At 71.0% G+C, this 17,134-nt stretch carries 15 protein-coding genes and 1 pseudogene; 7 read left to right on the top strand and 9 right to left on the bottom strand.

Annotated features, from left to right (window positions below; all coding sequences use genetic code 11):
• Window positions 1-214 precede the first annotated feature (214 nt).
• On the bottom strand, window positions 215-691 hold the full coding sequence (locus ACZ56V_RS11960; protein WP_398915410.1) for a hypothetical protein: 477 nt from the start codon (window positions 689-691) through the stop codon (window positions 215-217).
• A gap of 388 nt (window positions 692-1,079) precedes the next feature.
• Between ACZ56V_RS11960 and ACZ56V_RS11965 the strand changes: the two genes are divergently transcribed.
• Entirely contained in the window at window positions 1,080-1,703 is a 624-nt protein-coding gene (locus ACZ56V_RS11965; protein WP_468941438.1) for a hypothetical protein, read from the top strand.
• Between the two features lie 25 nt (window positions 1,704-1,728).
• The gene (locus tag ACZ56V_RS11970) at window positions 1,729-1,926 is read left to right on the top strand and encodes a hypothetical protein (protein WP_398915414.1); all 198 of its coding nucleotides are present in this window, start codon (window positions 1,729-1,731) and stop codon (window positions 1,924-1,926) included.
• 123 nt (window positions 1,927-2,049) lie between these two features.
• On the opposite strand, the gene ACZ56V_RS11975 is transcribed toward ACZ56V_RS11970, so the two are convergent.
• Window positions 2,050-2,886, bottom strand: a complete 837-nt coding sequence (locus ACZ56V_RS11975; protein ID WP_468941442.1) for a helix-turn-helix domain-containing protein — start codon at window positions 2,884-2,886, stop codon at window positions 2,050-2,052.
• A gap of 323 nt (window positions 2,887-3,209) precedes the next feature.
• On the opposite strand from ACZ56V_RS11975, the gene ACZ56V_RS11980 reads away from it, so the two are divergent.
• Complete coding sequence (locus ACZ56V_RS11980; protein WP_398915418.1) at window positions 3,210-4,376, top strand: MFS transporter; 1,167 nt, start codon at window positions 3,210-3,212, stop codon at window positions 4,374-4,376.
• 646 nt (window positions 4,377-5,022) lie between these two features.
• Here ACZ56V_RS11980 and ACZ56V_RS11985 read toward each other — a convergent pair.
• Window positions 5,023-5,568, bottom strand: coding sequence for a DUF1254 domain-containing protein (locus tag ACZ56V_RS11985; protein WP_468941444.1), 546 nt, complete (start codon window positions 5,566-5,568; stop codon window positions 5,023-5,025).
• 84 nt (window positions 5,569-5,652) lie between these two features.
• On the opposite strand from ACZ56V_RS11985, the gene ACZ56V_RS11990 reads away from it, so the two are divergent.
• Window positions 5,653-6,138 (top strand): potassium channel family protein, encoded by a 486-nt coding sequence (locus ACZ56V_RS11990; RefSeq protein ID WP_468941447.1) that lies wholly within the window; start codon window positions 5,653-5,655, stop codon window positions 6,136-6,138.
• A gap of 106 nt (window positions 6,139-6,244) precedes the next feature.
• Here ACZ56V_RS11990 and ACZ56V_RS11995 read toward each other — a convergent pair.
• Window positions 6,245-6,439, bottom strand: a pseudogene (locus tag ACZ56V_RS11995) (transcriptional regulator); the annotation flags it as partial.
• Window positions 6,440-6,604: 165 nt separating this feature from the next.
• Between ACZ56V_RS11995 and ACZ56V_RS12000 the strand changes: the two are divergent.
• A complete protein-coding gene (locus tag ACZ56V_RS12000; RefSeq protein WP_468941449.1) occupies window positions 6,605-8,983 on the top strand; it encodes an Orn/Lys/Arg family decarboxylase in 2,379 nt (792 codons plus the stop codon).
• A 136-nt stretch (window positions 8,984-9,119) separates the two neighbouring features.
• Here ACZ56V_RS12000 and ACZ56V_RS12005 read toward each other — a convergent pair whose 3' ends face one another.
• Window positions 9,120-9,938, bottom strand: a complete 819-nt coding sequence (locus ACZ56V_RS12005) for an IS5 family transposase (RefSeq protein WP_468941452.1) — start codon at window positions 9,936-9,938, stop codon at window positions 9,120-9,122.
• Between the two features lie 300 nt (window positions 9,939-10,238).
• Window positions 10,239-10,451: a hypothetical protein gene (locus tag ACZ56V_RS12010; protein WP_468941455.1), complete on the bottom strand. Its 213-nt coding sequence runs from the start codon at window positions 10,449-10,451 to the stop codon at window positions 10,239-10,241.
• 116 nt (window positions 10,452-10,567) lie between these two features.
• On the opposite strand from ACZ56V_RS12010, the gene ACZ56V_RS12015 reads away from it, so the two are divergent.
• The gene (locus ACZ56V_RS12015) at window positions 10,568-13,366 is read left to right on the top strand and encodes an AAA family ATPase (protein WP_468941458.1); all 2,799 of its coding nucleotides are present in this window, start codon (window positions 10,568-10,570) and stop codon (window positions 13,364-13,366) included.
• 111 nt (window positions 13,367-13,477) lie between these two features.
• On the opposite strand, the gene ACZ56V_RS12020 is transcribed toward ACZ56V_RS12015, so the two are convergent.
• Window positions 13,478-14,689, bottom strand: coding sequence for a globin domain-containing protein (locus tag ACZ56V_RS12020; RefSeq protein WP_468941460.1), 1,212 nt, complete (start codon window positions 14,687-14,689; stop codon window positions 13,478-13,480).
• 163 nt (window positions 14,690-14,852) lie between these two features.
• Complete coding sequence (locus ACZ56V_RS12025) at window positions 14,853-15,809, bottom strand: alpha/beta fold hydrolase (RefSeq protein WP_468941463.1); 957 nt, start codon at window positions 15,807-15,809, stop codon at window positions 14,853-14,855.
• Window positions 15,810-16,047: 238 nt separating this feature from the next.
• Between ACZ56V_RS12025 and ACZ56V_RS12030 the strand changes: the two genes are divergently transcribed.
• Window positions 16,048-16,392, top strand: a complete 345-nt coding sequence (locus tag ACZ56V_RS12030; protein WP_468941466.1) for a hypothetical protein — start codon at window positions 16,048-16,050, stop codon at window positions 16,390-16,392.
• A 27-nt stretch (window positions 16,393-16,419) separates the two neighbouring features.
• On the opposite strand, the gene ACZ56V_RS12035 is transcribed toward ACZ56V_RS12030, so the two are convergent.
• Entirely contained in the window at window positions 16,420-16,905 is a 486-nt protein-coding gene (locus ACZ56V_RS12035) for a MarR family winged helix-turn-helix transcriptional regulator (RefSeq protein WP_468941468.1), read from the bottom strand.
• Window positions 16,906-17,134: the final 229 nt, after the last annotated feature.

Genomic DNA, 17,134 nt, shown 5'->3' on the forward strand with positions numbered 1-17,134 from the left:
GCGTGTCGCCCGGGTGGCACCCCCTGCCGCAGGCCCGGTCGCCGGAACACCGAGAATCCGCGCTGGACCGCCGGCACCTTTGTGTGCCGGCGGACCCGCCCGGCAAGCCCATTGCCAGCTTGGCGCCCTCCGCAGAGCTCTGTGGTCTCGCCGCCCGGTGCGGCACCCTCCGATCCGCCCCTGAGTCACCGGCACTTGCATCCGGCCGGAGGAATCACGGACCGACGTCCTCCAGCGCGGCCGCCTGTCGGACGCGTGCCGTCTGGAGCCTGGCGAGATCGGCGTAGGGCGCGGTCGGCGGAAGATCCTCGCTCGTGACCCGCACCAGCGTGCCGCCGAGGCGGGTGACGATCATTGTTTCCGGGCCGGTGAACGCATCGGTCTCATCCGTGTCCAGCCGCACGTCCAAGGGACGGGCGCGGCTGCCGGCCTTGCCGCGCTCCCCGGCTGCCATTCCCTTCATCGCCGCTTCGGCGTCACCCGGCGTGCCGAAGGCATAGATGCGGAAGACGACCTGGCCGCCGGAAATCGATTGCCGGATGAAGGACGATCCCAGTGCGACGAGTCCGTCGCACTGGGTGCCCGTGTCCTCCCGGCACGTCCTGAGGGACTCCTCCGGTACGTCGATCTCGGCGCCGAATCCTTCCCACCCGTCCGGAGCGCTCTCTGTGTCGACCAGCGCTCTGCGCACCTGGTCCTGGGTAAGTACGACCGGTGTCTTCGCTCCCCGGTCTCCGCCGGTGGCTCGCTCGTCCGCCCGGCCCGCGTCAGCGGACGCCGTGCCGTCACCGGGGGCCGTGGATTCCCCATTCCCGCCACCACCGCAAGCGGTGAGCCCCATCAGCATCACCGCACCGACCGCGTATCCCCGAGCCGTTCGAAACACCTGCAATTCCCCCTGTCGAGTCAATCCGCGTCCACCGGCCGTCCCGCGCCCCTGCGTACCGAGTGCGGCTGCGCAAACCCTACTGAAGGGACGGCTGGTCGGCCGACCGGCCCCAGTCCCGCCGGACGGCCGCTCCACAGAGAAGGGTTGCTGCTCGGGTGACTGAGTGTGCTGGGAACTGTCGTCACAGACGATGCGCCAGCCCGGGACAAGGGATCTCCCCGAGAAGTGCATCTTTGCTGGAGCACGTCACCTGGACCTGGTGATCCGGGCGACAGAGGGGCGTAGCGAGTGGTTCTGCGCGGAGCGCACGGCGCAGGAACTTCGCCGGGCGGGTGAGTTCGTAAGGGCGCTGAAGGTGAGGGAGCCGTCCGTCGCGACCGGATGGCGGACAGCCCTGTGGGCGAAGGCCGACATCCAGCTGCGAGCGGGCCGGACGGATGAGGCCCTGGATCTGGTCCGCCCGGACAATGACGGCCGCATCTCACAGACCGTGTGCCGTCACTTCGTCGAGCTGCTCACCAAGGCAGGGCGCGTCGACGAGGCCGTCGGCCTGCTCGTGCCGCACATCGGTGAGCCGTGGATCCGGACAGCCCTGGTGGAGATCACCGAGGGTGAGGAACGTAACGAGCGGGTGCTGGAACTGATCGCCCCGCACGCCGAAGCCGCGCGGCGAGCCCGCGACGAGGGCCCGGTGGGACGGCGTCGGCCCCCGTCATCGAGTGTGCCAGGGTCCCCGACGCCGGCGCGTCGAAGCGTCACTCTGGCCGGCAGGGGCGGCTCCTACCGTCATCGGCCAGTACACCGACGCCGGTGACACCGAGCTCAATCCGCACCAGATCGTGTACCGGCAGCTCGACGTGATCGGGTCCTGGGCCTTCATCGGCGCTCACCTGGCCGCGTACGTGCGGGTACCGCCCGCCTTCGCCGCCCGCTTCGACCTGGAGAGCATGGCGAGGGCCAACCCGCTCGGCAGCCATGCCGACGTCCTGGCCGACGTCGCAGCGGGCGCCGTCCGGAAGGCTGTACTGACAGGCTGACCGGCCATGGGGTGAGGGCCTCACTCACCGGACGTTGACGAGCCAACGAACTTGCCGCACGCGCCGCCGGTACGCCGAGGTGAGCCCCGCAGGTCCGTGTTCCACAACGACCGGGCCCGGGGCTCACCCGCTTGCCTGCAGGCGGCGCAGGGCCCCTTCGGATTCCTGGTCGTCGGGCAGGTAGGCCAGGAAGTGGTGACCGGGCTCGTCCACAGCGGCCAGCTTCACGTACCGAAGGCGCAGTTCCCCCACGGCAGGGTGCCGGAAACGACGGACCGAAGGATGGAACCCGGCGGTTTCCCGGCGCTCGTACCAGCAGGCCGCGTCACGGTCCGCCAGCAGCTCGCCGATGAGCTCGGCGAACCGCGGATCGTTGGGCCGGTGAGCGGCCCGTGCCCGGAACTGGCCGAGCAGGGCGCGGGCTTCGCGTTCCCAGTCGGCGAGCAGGGTGCGCGCCGGCGGCCAGCGGAACACCAGCCAGAGGAGGTTGCGCTGTTTGGGGCGCAGTCGGGCCGGATCGGTCAGCAACGCGGCGTACCCGGCGTTCCAGGCCAGCAGGTCCCAGTGCGGATCGAGCACCACGGCCGGGTGCGGTGTCATGGACTGGACCAGGGTGAGCAGGTTGCGCGACACCCAGGTGGGGGCGTCGGCCGGCGGCCTGCTCTCCTCCACGAACGACAGGACGTGCGCGGTTTCCGCGGTATCCAGCCGAAGCGCCCGCGACACCGCTCGCAGCACCTGCTCCGAGGTGCGCACCCGGCCCTGCTCCAGCCACGTGTACCAGGAGACGCTGATGCCCGAGAGGTCCGCGACCTCGGCTCGCCGCAGCCCCGGCGTCCGGCGGCCCGGGGCGTCCGGCAGGCCCACGTCCTTCGGCGTCAGCCGTTCACGGCGGGACCGCAGGAAGGACCCCAGTTCGCGGCGGGAGGACTCGCCCGGCGGCAGGGGCACGGTGCTCACCGGCCGTCCCTCCGGCGGCCTGCCCCGGCCGGTGAGGAACCACGGTCCGCGGGGGCCGATGCGCAGGTGCCCAGGAGCGGCGACCCGTCGCGCGTCATCGTGCTCTCCTCGGGCAGCGGGCATCCGCCCGAACGCGGGCGCCCTCCAGCGATGCTGCCGTCACCAGGTGCGATGTCGAACCGGCAGGCTGTCAGTAATGGTAATAGCCAGCGGAGTCTGCGCCGCGGGGCCCGCTGCTGAACTGGTGGCAGACCGAGTCCTTCCGAAGTCCGGTCCTTTGATGACCAGTTCTCGCCGAACCCTCTTGGAAAGGCGGCCACGCTGTGACCACCACGTCGGCACCCGCGGCGACCTTGCCCGCGTCCTCCTTGCGGCTGCTGCGCACCGCCGGCTTCGTCAGCAACTTCGACCGCTTCTGCATCGCACCCATGCTGGTACTCGTCGGCCCCGGGCTCGGGGTCCCGCTTCCCACCGTGGCGCTGGCCGCGAGCGTCTATTACCTCTCGTACGGGCTGATGCAGCCGGTGTGGGGGGTGGCCAGCGACCGTTGGGGGCGCGTGTGGGTGATGCGGGTGTCGCTGACCGGCGCGGCCCTGGCCGCGCTGGCCTCGGCCCTCGCCCCCGACGCTCCCGTACTGATCGGGGCCCGCGCCCTGGCCGGCGCGTTCTTCGCCGCCTCCATCGCCGCCTCGTTGACGTACGTGGGTGACACGGTGCCCGCCGCGACACGGCAGCGCCCCCTCAGTGAGCTGATGACCGCGTTCGCGCTGGGCACTGCCGTGGCCACGGTCGTCGCCGGGGTGCTGGCGCACTACCTCACATGGCGACTGGTGTTCGCCCTGCCCGGTGTCCTCGCCGCGTATCTGGCGGTGGCCCTGCGCCGTCTGCCCGAGCCCGAGCGGGCCCGCTCCGGATCACTGCTGGCGCCCTTTCGCGTGGTCCTGTCCTCGCCGTGGCAGTGGTACGTCATGGCGGTGGCGATGCTGGAGGGGGCGGTGCTGCTCGGCTTCCTGACCTACCTCGCCCCGGCCCTGGAGGGACACGGAGTTCCCACCACTATGGCCGGCGCGGTCGCGGCCCTGTACGGGGTCGGTTCCATGGCCGCGGCGCGGGTGGTCAAACGGCTCGTCGGGCAGTGGTCCCCGGTGGGCCTGATCGTGGCCGGCGGGGTGCAGATGGCTGTGGCGTACCTGCTCGCCGGCTACAGCCAGTCCACCGGGGCTCTCGTCGTGGTCGCCCTGCTCCTCGGGGGCGGCTGGTCCTTCATGCACTCCACGATCCAGTCGTGGGCGACGGCCCTGTCCCCGGCGGCCCGCGCAACGGGCGTGGCCATGTTCGGTGTCGCCCTGTACGTGGGCAGCGCGGTGGCCAGCGGGCTGGCGGCCTCCACCGCTCAGGCGCACGACTACCGCCCCCTGTTCTGGCTGGCGGCACTCCTGACCGTCCCCCTGACGGTGGCCGCGGCGGTGGGCCGGGCACGCTGTCGCTGAGGCCGGCCGGAGCCGTCCCAGGTCCGGGCGGGCCGCCTGTTTCGCTGGTGTCGGCGAAGAGCCGTCCGTCCCCCGGGGCACGGCGGGGGTCCGTGCCCTGGGCGGAGCAGACGCGATCGCCTCGTACGAGGCCCGTACCTGACCGGCTCCCGGCCGCCGTCCGTTGGGCGTTCCGGGCAGTAACCGCCGGTAGGTCCAGGTCGTCGGCCTCAGTGTCGCCGCCGTCGATCCGAGCATCTGTCGCAGGTGGATGGCGGTGGAAGGCATCCGCCATGACCTGGACGCTGCCGGATCCGATGCTCACCACACCCGTCGTGGGCCCGGCCCTGCCGCCCGCTGCGCGGCGGAGCCGAAGTCATGGGCAGGGTCAGGGCTTGTCCGTTGTTGAGCGGAAACAGCGGTCGAAACGAAGTCTTGAGCGAGACCGGACAGGGCCGCCATGGCCGCCGCACGGCGAAAGACCAGGTCAGGTATTAAAGAGCAGAGGGGACTACGCGGCGGTGCGCTGGCGTTCGGCGTAAACCGTACGCCGCAGAGCCAGCCACCGGTGTGGCGATGGGCATCATCGGCCTCGCCCCGGTCATCGGGCCGCATCTGGCCGGTCTGCTGTCCCCGTTCCCCGTGTTCGGTGTCGTGATGGCCGTCTTCACCCACCGCGTCCACGTCTCCGATGTCGTCCGGGCCGTGCTCGACGGCCTGGAGAGGTGTACTCCTCCGGATCTCCGGTCCACCGCGACAAGGGAGTCAGTCGGGTGCCGTCCTGGAGCGCGTGGACGGCCGCGCAGTCCGAGGGCCCGGCGGTGGACCCGTCCCGTCGGCAGCCGGGTGCGCCGACGACATCGGACCACGCGTTGAGGATCGGCACCATCCAGTAGCGGTCCCCGAAGTCCGGCAGGCTCAGGACCAGCGGTTCCGTCGAGAGGTCCAGCCAGGCACTGGAGTACAGGGTGTCGGCGTTCGGGGAGACCACCTCGGCGAAGGTGGGGTCGGGCGTGTGGCGCATGTAGCAGAACTGGTTGACCGGGGTCTTGCGACGCTCGTCGTCCCGTGCGGCGACCGCCGTCATGACGTCCTTGGTCACCGCCGCGGTCACCAGCGGATAGCCATACAGCCACGCCTGCGTCGCCAACCGCTCCAACTGCTCGTCCGCCATCGACCTCTCCCAGCGCGCGTCCCACCACGGCACCGCCACCTGACACCCGCTGTTCGGGTGGGTTCGACGCACACCGGCGCGTTGCCGCACCGTCGATCCGGCCGGTGGCGGAGCATGCTGCGCATGCTGTCCGGACTCCTGGCCAGACTGGTCAAACTGCTGCTCGGGCGCCACGGCAGTTCGCTGCACCTGAAGGCTTCGTGTGCCGCGACGGTCCTCCTGGTGATCGTGATCCTTGCGGGTTCGTACGTCGCCGTTCTCGCCGAGCGCGGTGCGCCGGGGGCTCAGCTGACCACCTATCCGCGGGCCTTGTGGTGGTCCGTGGAAACCGCGACGACCGTCGGTTACGGCGACCTGTATCCCGTGACCTTGTGGGGACGGCTCGTGGCCGTGGTGGTGATGGTCGCCGGAATCACCTCCTTCGGTCTGGTCACCGCCGCGCTGGCCACCTGGTTCGTCGGCAGGGAACAAGAACGCCAGGGTCACTTCGTGCGCCGCACCGAGGAGGCCGCTGAGGAGGCGTACGCGCAGGCGACCCGCGCGCTGCACGAGCGCTTCGACCGGTTGGAGCGGATGCTCGGCGACAAACGTGGCGGTCCGTCTGCGTGACGGCGTCCGCGCTGCCTCGAAGGGGCTGTCCGGCGGACAGTCCTGCCGGCCTATGTCGTGCCGTGGACGTCGGCGGCCAGGGCGGCCAGGTAACGGTTCAGGAGCTCCACCTGCCGCTCCGGTGCACGAGCCCGGCGGCCTCGAGCACGGCGGCCTCGAGCACGGCGGGCTGCTGAGAGACCCCCTGGCGGGAGATGGCCAGCCGGTGCTTCATGCTCAGCCGTGAGCAGATCTCGAGCAGGGTCTGTCCGGACTTCTGCACGAGCTCGTCGAGGATGATGCGGCGCGTGCGGTCGGCCATGCCGGGCCGGTAGCGCCGACGATACGGATCCGCCCCGCCCGTCAAGTGGTAGTCCGTGCTGTGCCCTGATGGGGTGGTTTGGGCCGGCCGTCGGTGATTCGCGTGAGCAGGTGCGCGGACACTGGTTCCGGGGTGGCGCGGGCCACCGGGGGAGGGGAGGGCGGCATGACCGACGGCATGGTCCTGATGGCGGTGGCGGAGGGCCCGGACGAAGGGGGCGCAGGCGCTGGGCAGTTGGCGCGCATCGCCGAGGGGATCCGGGACGGCGGCTTGCAGGTCCGCCGGGCCGTGAGCGCACTCGAGGCCGAGGCGGTGCTCAGGACGGAGGCCGGCGTGGCCGCAGCGATGGTCGCCTGGGACCTCCCGCCCGGGGCCGAGGACGGGCCGGGCGGAGCCGTGGTGCTGCGCCGTATCGCGCGGCGATTCCAGAACCTGCCGGTGTTTCTGGTCATGGCGGGCGAGGGACTGCGTGAGCTGCCGCTGTGGGTGTCCCAAGCCGTGGTGGGCTACGTGTGGCCGCTGGAGGACACGCCGGCGTTCATCGCGGGCCGTGTTTCCACAGCCGCGCGTGCCTACCAGGACGGCCTGCTTCCGCCGTTCTTCAAGGCACTGCGGCGCTTCGACGATGCGCACGAGTATTCCTGGCACACTCCGGCGCACTCTGGCGGCGTCGCCTTCCTCAAGTCGCCCGTGGGCCGGGCCTTCCACGACTACTTCGGGGAGCGGTTGCTGCGAAGTGACCTGTCGATCTCGGTGGAGGAGCTCGGCTCGCTGTTCGAGCACACCGGCCCGATCGGCGAGGCGGAGCGCAATGCCGCGCGGGTCTTCGGCTCCGACCACACGTACTTCGTCCTGCACGGGGACTCCACGTGTAACCGTCTGGTCGGCCACTTCAGCGTGACCGGCGACGAGATCGCCCTGGTGGACCGCAACTGCCACAAGTCGGTCCTGCACGGCCTCGTCGTCTCCGGCGCCCGCCCGGTGTACCTCGTTCCCACCCGCAACGGCTACGGGCTGGCCGGGCCGCTGCCACCGGCCGAGATCGCGGCGGACTCGGTGGCGGCGCGGAGCGCCGAGAGCCTCCTCGCAAGGGATGCGGTCTCGTCCCGCGCCCAGTACGCGGTCTTCACCAACTCCACCTACGACGGGCTGTGTTACGACGCGATCACGGCAGCCCGGGCCTTCGCGGCCAGCACACCCCGGCTGCACTTCGACGAAGCATGGTTCGCGTACGCCCGCTTCCATCCGCTGTACGCGGGCCGGTACGGCATGTCGGTGAACGAGGAGTCCTTCCCGGGCCCCGACCGGCCGACGGTGTTCGCGACCCAGTCCACCCACAAGCTGTTGGCGGCCTTGTCGCAGGGAGCCATGGTGCACGTCCGGGCCGCGCCGCGGGCACCGGTGGAGCACCACCGGTTCAACGAGGCGCTGATGATGCACGGTACGACGTCACCGCTGTATCCGATGATCGCCTCACTGGACGTGGCCACGGCGATGATGGACGGTCCTCAAGGACAGTGGCTGGTCGACGAGGCGGTGTCGGAGGCGGTCCGGTTCCGCCAGGAGATGGTGCGGATCGGGCGTCGGATCGAGGCCGCCGGAGACCGGCCGCCGTGGTTCTTCGGTGTGTGGCAGCCGAACGAGGTGACTGATCCCGGGAGTGGGTCGCGGCTGCCCTTCGACGAGGCTCCGGCGGACCTGCTGCGGACCGAGCCGTCCTGCTGGCACCTCGCACCCGACGCGGACTGGCACGGCTTCCCGGGGCTGACCGACGGCTACTGCATGCTCGACCCGATCAAGGTCACCCTCACGTGCCCGGGGCTCGACGCGACCGGGGCGATGGCCGATTGGGGCATCCCGGCGCGGGTGCTGACCGCCTACCTGACCACCCGCGGCATCGTCGTGGAGAAGACCGACAGCTACACGGCGCTGGTGCTGTTCTCCATGGGCATCACCAAGGGCAAGTGGGGCACGCTGCTGGACGCCCTCATGGACTTCAAGGATCTCTACGACGGTGGTGCCCCGCTGGACCGCGTGCTGCCCGCGGCGGTGGCCACCTACCCGGGGCGCTACTCCGGGCGGAGTCTGCGCGACCTCTGCCAGGAGATGCACGACCACCTGCGCGAGGCCCGCCTGGTCGAGCTGCTTGACACCGCCTTTCGGCAACTCCCGGAGCCGGTAGCTCCGCCCCAGCTCTGTTACCAGCGGCTGATCCGTGGCGGCACGGAACGCATCCGCCTGGCGGACGCGCCGGGCCGGGTCGCCGCGGCGATGGTCACGGTGACGCCGCCCGGCATCCCGGTCCTCATGCCGGGCGAGAGCGTGGGAGAGGAGAGCGGGCCCCTCCTGCGCTATCTCGGCGCCCTGGAAGCCTTCGACCGCCGCTTCCCCGGCTTCGGCAGCGAGACCCACGGAGTGACCCGCGCCCCGGACACGGGCGACTACCTGATCGAGTGCCTGTCTCCGGACGAGCAGGAAGGGCTCGTCCGCTCCAGGACACCGGCGCAGCGGCGAGCGGAGGAGAGCGCGAAGCCGGTGGGCTGAGCCCCCGGCCGGCCCGGCGGCCGAGGCGTCCGGTTCCTGGCCGCGGGCAGTTCCCGGTCGATCACTGTACAGATCACCGTCCCGGGGGTCCCGGCTCACCTGCCCCAGGAGTACCCCCTGGACGGTCTAAGGAGTCCTAACAAAGGCGTTGGACGTGTCGGTGGGTGATCAGGCAGGTGGCGAGGCCGAGGAACGCTTCATGGATGTCGTCGCGTCGTTCCCAGCGGATCCGGAGGCGGCGGTAGCCGTGCGGCCAGGCGATCGTGTGCTCGACGACGTAGCGGAAGGTGCCCAGCCCGGTGCCGTGCGGCTCGCCTCTCTTCGCGATCACGGGGCGGATGCCGCGCTGCCGGAGCAGACGGCGGTAGATGTCGTGGTCGTAGCCGCGGTCGGCCAGCAGAGCGTCCGGCCGCCGACGGGGCCTGCCGGTCCGGCCCGCGACGGGTGGGATCTTGTCGAGCAGGGGCAGCAGCTGGGTGACGTCGTTGCGGTTGCCGCCGGTCAGCGACTCCGCGAGCGGGATGTCCTGGCCGTCGACGATGAGGTGGTGCCTGCTGCCCGGCCGTGCGCGGTCGACCGGGCTGGGCCCGCTTTTGGGGCCCCGTCGGGCGGCCCGCACGTGCGAGGAGTCGATCACCGCCCGTTCCCAGTCCAGCTGGTTCTTCGACCGCAGGTTGTTCAGCAGCAGCTGGTGGAGCTGGTCCCAGACGCCGGCCTCGTTCCAGGCCGCGAGGCGCCGCCAGCAGGTCATGCCCGAGCCGAAGCCGAGTTCCTGGGGCAGGTACTCCCACTGGATGCCGGTGTGCAGGACGCACAGGATTCCGCACAGAGCCTGCCGGTCAGGCACTCGAGGTCTGCCCTCGGCCTTCTTCGGACCCGGCTTCGGCAGCAACGGCTCGACCAGCGACCACAGTTCATCCGACACGATCCACGGCCGCGACTGACGGTTTCCCATAACCAGGCTTACGAGACAGCAGACCGAGAGTCTCATGATCAGCAGCTGCTGTCAGAGCCAGTTAGCCGATGGTTCGGGTGGAGCGAGGGCAGGAGGTGCGAGACGTTGCCCATGTCGCTGCGGGGTGAGTTCCAGCTCGGCGTCGGTGGCGAGGGCCGCAGCCTTCAGGCATGCCCGTACCCGTCTGCTGGCGTGGGCGGAGGGGCTGGTGGAGTGGTTGCGGGCGACGACATCGGCACCTTTTGCTGGGGCTCGGTGGAAACAGCGAGGCGGACTGAGCAGCGCACGTCATCACCCTCTTCACCCCTCCCGTGCTGACTTGCGCGTTTCGGGGCCCGTCGGTGAGAGGACGGTGCAGGCGGGAACGGCCGAAGCTGTTTGCGCCGACGCGATCCGGGCGTTCTCCTGGTACACCTCGGTGAAGCAGTGGGTTTCGTCTGTCTGCACGGTGTAGCCGTGTATCACGGTGACCGAGCCGTCGACGCCAGTCTTCGATTCCAGGAATTGAGTCATGCCCTCTCTCCAGTGACACCCCGCCGCTGAGACGGGCGGTCGATGCTCACCGCGCTCGGCACCGCGACGCCCGGCGGACCAGGTCGACGCTCCGATAGAATGCGCGGACGAAGGACATGGCGGAGCGGTACTTCCCGGTGAAGGCGGACATGGTGGCTGGCATCGCGCCGTTGCGGGGGCGACGCCGCGAGTTGGCGGAACTGGAAGCGCTGGTGAGCCGCGCCCGCGGAGGCCGCAGTGGGGCGCTGGTCGTCTCGGGGGAGGCCGGTGTCGGCAAGACGGCGCTCCTGGACCACATCACGGCACGGGCCGCGGCGCACGTCCGCACCGAGTGCATCGTCGCCTCCCAGTCCGAGATGGAGCTCGCCTACGCCGGTCTCCAGCAGCTCTGCGGGCACATGATGGGTTCCGCCGCCCGGCTGCCGGCCCCGCAGCAGGAGGCGATCGAGGTGGCGTTCGGGCTGCGCAGCGCCGCCGCGCCGAGCCCGTTCCTCGTGGGGCTGGCCCTGCTGGGGCTGCTGACCGAGGCCGCCGAGGAGCAGGCACTGCTGTGCGTCGTCGACGACGCACAGTGGCTCGACCAGGCGTCCGCGCGTGCCCTCGCCTTCGCGGCCCGGCGGTTGGACGCGGAGGGCATCGCCCTGGTGATCGCCATGCGGCAGGCCGACCCGGTATTCGCGGGCCTGCCCCACATGATCGTCGAAGGGCTCGGTCACGAGGACGCGTGTGAACTGCTGCGCCTGGCCGTACCCGGTGGTCTCGACCTGCGGGTACGCGACCAGTTGATCGCGGAGGCCCGCGGCAATCCCCTCGCCCTGCGCGAACTGCCCCGGGCCCTGAGCCCGGCCCAGATCGCCGGCGGTTTCACCCTGACGGGTTCCCTGCCGCTGGAAAGCCGCATCGAGCAGAGCCTGGTCGTCCAGCTCGCCCCGCTGCCCGCACCGGCGCGCCTCCTGCTCCTGCTGGCGGCCGCCGAACCCACCGGCGACCCGGGGCTGCTGTGGCGTGCCAGCGCGGTGCTGGGACTGGGGCCGGAGGCCTTCGACGCGGCCAAGGACGCCGAGGCGTTCGTCGTCGGCACTCGTGTCGGCTTCCGCCATCCGCTGGTGCGGTCGGCCGTGTACCGGGCGGCGTCACCGGGGGACCGGCGTCGCGTCCACGCCGCTCTCGCGGACGTCACCAGCGCCGAGCACGACCCGGACCGCCGGGCCTGGCACCGGGCCAGCGCGACCCTGCAACCGGACGAGGAGGTCGCCGCCGATCTGGAGAAGTCCGCCGTGCGTGCGCGAACCCGCGGCGGAGCGGCGGCCGCCGGCGCGTTCTTGGAGCGGGCGGCCGAGCTCACGCCCTCGCCGTTCCGCCGCGGGCAGCGGCTCATCGCGGCCGCCGAGGCCAAGCACGACGCGGGCGCGTCGGACGCGGCCCTGCGCCTGCTCGGGTCCGCCCGCGTCCTTCCCCTCACCGCGTTGCAGGAGGCGCTCGTGGTGCGGCTGCGCGCGCGGGCCGGATACGCGTTGCGGCGCGACCGCGACGGGGCGCGGCACCTGCTCGACGCGGCACGGGGACTCGAAGGGCTCGACCCGGTCCTCGCCCGCGACACCTACATCGAAGCGCTCGCGGCGGCGACCTACGGCGGCAGGCTCGGTGACGCCGAGCAGGTGACCGCCGTCGCGCACGCGATCCTCGGCGCCACGTCCGCCGCCGACGAGACCGACCGGGCACGGGACCTGATCCTGCGCGGACAGGCGCTGCTCGCCACCGAAGGACAGACGGCGGCGCTCCCCACCCTGCGACGGGCGCAGCGTGCCTTCCTGGAGCAGGCGCCGGACTCCCTCGAACTGCACTGGATGTGGTTCGCCTCCCGCGCCGCCCAGGACCTGTGGGACCCCGCCGGGCTGCGTGCGCTCGCCGACCGGCAGGTCGAACTCGCCCGTGCCGAAGGCGTCGTCACCGTACTGCCGATCGCCCTGAGCCTGTTGGTGCTCGTGCAGATGATCGACGGCGACCTGGACGGGGCGGAAGCCTCCTGCGACGAGATCGACGCCATCAAGGAGGTCACCGGCAATCCGCTGCCGCCGTACGGACGGCTCCTCCTCGCCGCGTACCGGGGGCAGGCCGACGAGGCGGAGCGCCTGGCCGAGCGGGTCCGGGCCGACGGGCTCGCCCGCGGCGAGGGACACGCGGTAAGCGCCGCCAACTTCTCCGAGGCGGTCCTCTACAACGGCCTGGGCCGCTTCGCCGAGGCGGTGGCCAGCGGCCGGCGCGAGCTGCCGTACACCCGCGAACTGAACCTCGCGATGCGCACACTGCTCGAGCTGGTGGAAGCGGCCGCGCACACCGGTGAGCGCGCGCTTGCCGAGCAGGCACTGGAGCAGTTGGCCGACGTCACACGGCCGGTGGGCACCAGCTACGCGCTGGCCGTTCTGGCGATGGCTGAAGCGCAGCTGCGTGCGGGGGACGACGCGGAGCGGCTCTTCCTGGACGCGATCAAGCGCTTCGAGCACGAGCGGATCTCGATCTGGGTGGGGCGTTGCCGCCTGTTGTACGGCGAGGCACTCAACCGCCAGGGGCGGTCCGCCGAAGCGCGTGAACAGCTCCGCGCCGCGCACCGAGAGCTGTCGGCCCGCGGATTGACCGGTTTCGCCCAGCGCGCCGCGGACGAACTGCGCGCGAGCGGCGAGACCCTGCGGGTCCGCACACGAGGATCGGCGGCGCGGCTCACCGAACAGGAACTGAATGTGGCGCGCCTGGCCCGCGAGGGGCTGACGAACCGGGAGATCGGCGCCCGTCTGTTCATCAGCGCGCACACCGTCGAGTACCACCTGCGCAAGGTCTTCGTGAAGCTCGGCATCAAGCGGCGCACCGAGCTGAAGCCCGCCCTCGCCGGACTCACCGCGATCGCGTCGAGCGCATGAACTCCCGGAGGCGGGCGCCGGACTCCTCTCCCGGTTCCGTGTGCGGGCGACGGCCGGCGCCCCGCGCAGCCGACCGACGCCCGCCCGCTCACTGCCCGGCGGCCGGCGCTGCTACTTGCTGAGCCACAGGTCGGGACCGAACACCTCGTAGTGGATGGCCCTGGGGCTCAGCCCATGGGCGAGCAGGTCGGTGCGGACGGCCTTCATGAAGGACAGCGGCCCGCACAGGAACGCGGTGGTGCCGGGGACCGGAGACAGGCTCGTGAGGTCGGCCCAGCCCTCGTTGACGTGGCCCGCCGAGGCGTCCGGATGGTTCGCGGTGTCCTCGTACCACAGGTGCAGCGAGGCGTGCGGCAGCCGCTCGACGAGCGCGGTGAGTTCCAGCCGGTGCGCGTGCTGAGCGGGGGAGCGGTCGGCGTGAACGACGGTCACCGGACGGTCGGGCGCCGCGGTGGCCAGATGCTCCAGCATGGCGAGCATGGGGGTGACACCGATGCCCGCGGAGGCCAGCAGGAGCGGACCGTCGCCCTCGGGCAGCAGGAGGTCACCGAAGGGCAGGGACACGCGCAGGACGTCACCGGGGCGGGCGTGGGTGTGCAGCCACGTGGAGACCTCCCCGTCGGGCACCTGCCCGTCCAGGGAGCGCTCGCGCTTCACGGTGAAGCGCCACGTCCCGCCGCCGGGGGCGCTGGAGAGGCTGTACTGCCGTATCTGGTGTGCTCCGTCCGGCAGTTCGGCCCGCACGCTGACGTACTGGCCGGGGACGAAGGGGCGGGTGGGTGAGCCGTCGGCGGGACGCAGGACGAAGGAGGCCGTGTCCGGGGTCTCCTCGTGGCGTTCGACGATCTCCATGCTCTGCCAGACGGAGCCGTCCTCGACGTCGACCCGGGCGTACAGACGTGCCTCCATGGCGATGAGGGCGTTCGCCATGAGCCAGTACACCTCGTCCCAGGCGGCCGCCACCGCCGTGGTCACTGCGTCGCCGAGGACCTCCGCGACGGCCGCGAGGAGGTGGCGGCCGACGAGGGTGTACTGGTCGGACGTGATGCCCAGTGACGCGTGCTTGTTCGCGATGCGACCGAGTACGGCGTCGGGGCGCTCGTCCGGGTGTTTCACGAGTGCGGTCGCGAAGGCGGCGACGGCCCCGGCCAGCGCCTCGCGCTGGACGCCGCTGGCCTGGTTCGCGCGGTTGAACAGGTCGCGCAGGAGCTCGGGACGCTCCTCGAACATGCGGCGGTAGAACAGGTCGGTGATCGTGCCGAGGGAGGCTCCGACGGCGGGGAGCGTGTCGCGGACGATCAGGGCCGACTGACTGGAGAGCATGCCTACTCCAAACTGGGATCTCAGATGCTTGTTATCCGACGTGCCACGGACCACCTGTGCGGCTCGTCTTGTCAGTGAGACCGGACAGCGGCCGGACTTGTGACGCCATGTCAGGAACCAGCCGCCGACGGACGACGGGCAAGCAGGAGACCGGGCGCCGGAGCTATGGGTTCCGGGGTCCGCGGACGACTCCCTGGGCACGGAGGAACGCGAGGACGGAGGCGTCGAACCGCGCGGGCTGTTCGAGGTGAACCAGGTGCCCGGCCTCTTCCAGGACCGCCAACTCGGCGTTGTCCAGGCCCTCGTGCAGCACGGCGGCCCAGCGTGGCCCGCAGATGAAGTCGTGACGGCCCGCCAGGACCAGGGCCGGTGGGGTGAGGAGGGACAGTTCGTCCCGGACGTCGAAGGGAGATTCCTCCCCGAGGGAGGGGGCCGCGTACATGCGCAGCGTCCGACGGGCGGGCGCGAACTCGGCTTCTCTGCCCCAGTAGTCGTAGAGATAGGCCGGCATCAGTGTGCGCAGGACAGCGGTGGCGCCGTCGTCGTCCAGCAGGCCGAGACGCGTGGTGAGGGTGGCGGCGTAGTCCGCGACCTCCGGATGGTCCTCGACGTGGTCCTTCACGAACCGTTCCATGGCGGCGACTGCCGCCGACCAGAACCCCTCGTCCGCGACCGGTGAGGTGTCGTAGAGGACGAGGGCAGTGACCTGTGCGGGATGGTCGAGGGCGTACCGCTGGGCCACGAAACCACCGTGGGAGTGACCGAGCAGGGCGAACCGCGGCACGTTCAGGTGTTGGACCAGGGCGTGCAGGAAGTGCGCGTACGTGGCCACGGTGTAGTCGCGCGGATCCGGGAGCCGACCGGAGTCGCCCGTGCCGACCGGTTCGACGTAGACCATGGTCAAGGAGTCCTCGAGACCGGGCATGCGCAGGTACTCCCAGCCGATGCCCGGACCGCCCGAATGAGCGAGACCTACGGGGCCCGAGCCGGCGACGTGGTAGCGCAGTTCGACGCGGGCAGGACCGTGTGGAACGGTGATCGTGTGTGTGCCGGGAGACAGGGGGGCGGAGGGATCTTGAGGTGTGCGCGGGAGAATCCCCGACCGATGCGTGTGCTTCACGTCGTCCCATGATCCGTGAGGGACGACGACCTCGCAAGGAACAACACAACGAGTGATCACACTGTTATGCACTGCGTCATGGCCGAGTGGCGCCTCGCCGTCCCTTCTCTCGCGAGCGAGAGATACGATGGTGTGACACGAACTGCCGCACGCCCGGGCGCCGCCACGGTGGCCTCCCGCGAGGCGGTGGCCGCGGCGTCGTGGGCATGAGGCGGCACACCTACGGCTGGAGCACACCATGGATGCGAAGGATGAGGCCGAGCGCGGTCTGACGGTCATTCAGGACTACCTGTACTGGGACTCCCACCGCCGGGCCGCTCACCGCCGCGCGGCGGAGTTCGCCGCACACGTGCCCGGACTCAGCGAAGAACAGAAGACCGACCTGGAGTGGTGGTACGTCGAGGAGCAGATCAGGGTCTCCCGCGCCATCGCCCATCACCTCACCGAGCAGATCACGATGGTGGAGGCGCGGCACACCAGACGCTATGCCCGACTGCGCCGGATGTCCCGCGCGGCGCTGGCCGTACTCGCGACGACCGTGATCGCCCTGCTCGTCTCCCTCGTCCTGGTGGCGGAGGGCTGAGCGGCTCGGCCCCGCCGCACCGGCGGCTCACTCCGACGCCTCGAGGATGAGCAGCAGTTTGCGCAACGCTCCGACGACGACGAGCCGCTCCCGCGCATCGAGCACGGACAGCAGCTCCCGCTCCACAGCCAGGTGACCCTCCAGCCGGCGGTCGAACTCCTCCCGCCCCTGCACCGTCAGGCTGACCAGCGAGCGCCGCCGATCGTCGGGTGAGGCGGTCCGGACGATCCAGCCGTCCCGCTCCAGCCGGTTGAGACGGCCGCTCAGACCGGCGGAGGAGACCACGAGGTGTCGCATCAGTTGCCCCGGCGTCAGCGCGTGCCCGGGAGCTGCCCGGCGCAGGGTCTGCAGCAGGTCGAAGTCGCCGACATTGGTGATGGTCCTGCCGGGCTGACGGCGCAGCCGCTCCTCGAACAGTTCCTCGGCCAGGCGGGCCGCACGCAGCAGTCGCGCGAGTACCTCGCTGGAGGAGACGTCCACGCCCGGTCGGCGTTCCTCCCACTGACGCAGCATGGCATCCACACTGTCCCCACGCTCCGGGCACCGTTGGACCGCGGGCCGCGGCGTGGACTCATCCGCTGAGGGCGAGAGGTTCGGAGACACGCACGGGTCGTTCACGACTACCAGTATGGAGCGCCGGAAGCGGCTTTTCGTCCAGCCGGTGCGTCATTCGCACTCACACCGTTATGGAGAACGACGGAGACGGTTTCGACGGTGTCTTCGAAGCGTGTGAAAGTGAGGT

It is taken from the genome of Streptomyces sp. NPDC034099 (assembly GCF_055575415.1).

Bases quoted from the DNA above. Each gene is read 5' to 3' on its own strand.
- ACZ56V_RS11965 (WP_468941438.1), top strand. From the start codon at position 1,080: ATGCGCCAGCCCGGGACAAGGGATCTCCCCGAGAAGTGCATCTTTGCT.
- ACZ56V_RS11990 (WP_468941447.1), top strand. From the start codon at position 5,653: ATGCTGTCCGGACTCCTGGCCAGACTGGTCAAACTGCTGCTCGGGCGC.
- ACZ56V_RS12000 (WP_468941449.1), top strand. From the start codon at position 6,605: ATGACCGACGGCATGGTCCTGATGGCGGTGGCGGAGGGCCCGGACGAA.
- ACZ56V_RS12005 (WP_468941452.1), bottom strand. From the start codon at position 9,938: ATGGGAAACCGTCAGTCGCGGCCGTGGATCGTGTCGGATGAACTGTGG.
- ACZ56V_RS12010 (WP_468941455.1), bottom strand. From the start codon at position 10,451: ATGACTCAATTCCTGGAATCGAAGACTGGCGTCGACGGCTCGGTCACC.
- ACZ56V_RS12015 (WP_468941458.1), top strand. From the start codon at position 10,568: ATGGCGGAGCGGTACTTCCCGGTGAAGGCGGACATGGTGGCTGGCATC.
- ACZ56V_RS12020 (WP_468941460.1), bottom strand. From the start codon at position 14,689: ATGCTCTCCAGTCAGTCGGCCCTGATCGTCCGCGACACGCTCCCCGCC.
- ACZ56V_RS12030 (WP_468941466.1), top strand. From the start codon at position 16,048: ATGGATGCGAAGGATGAGGCCGAGCGCGGTCTGACGGTCATTCAGGAC.
- ACZ56V_RS12035 (WP_468941468.1), bottom strand. From the start codon at position 16,905: ATGCTGCGTCAGTGGGAGGAACGCCGACCGGGCGTGGACGTCTCCTCC.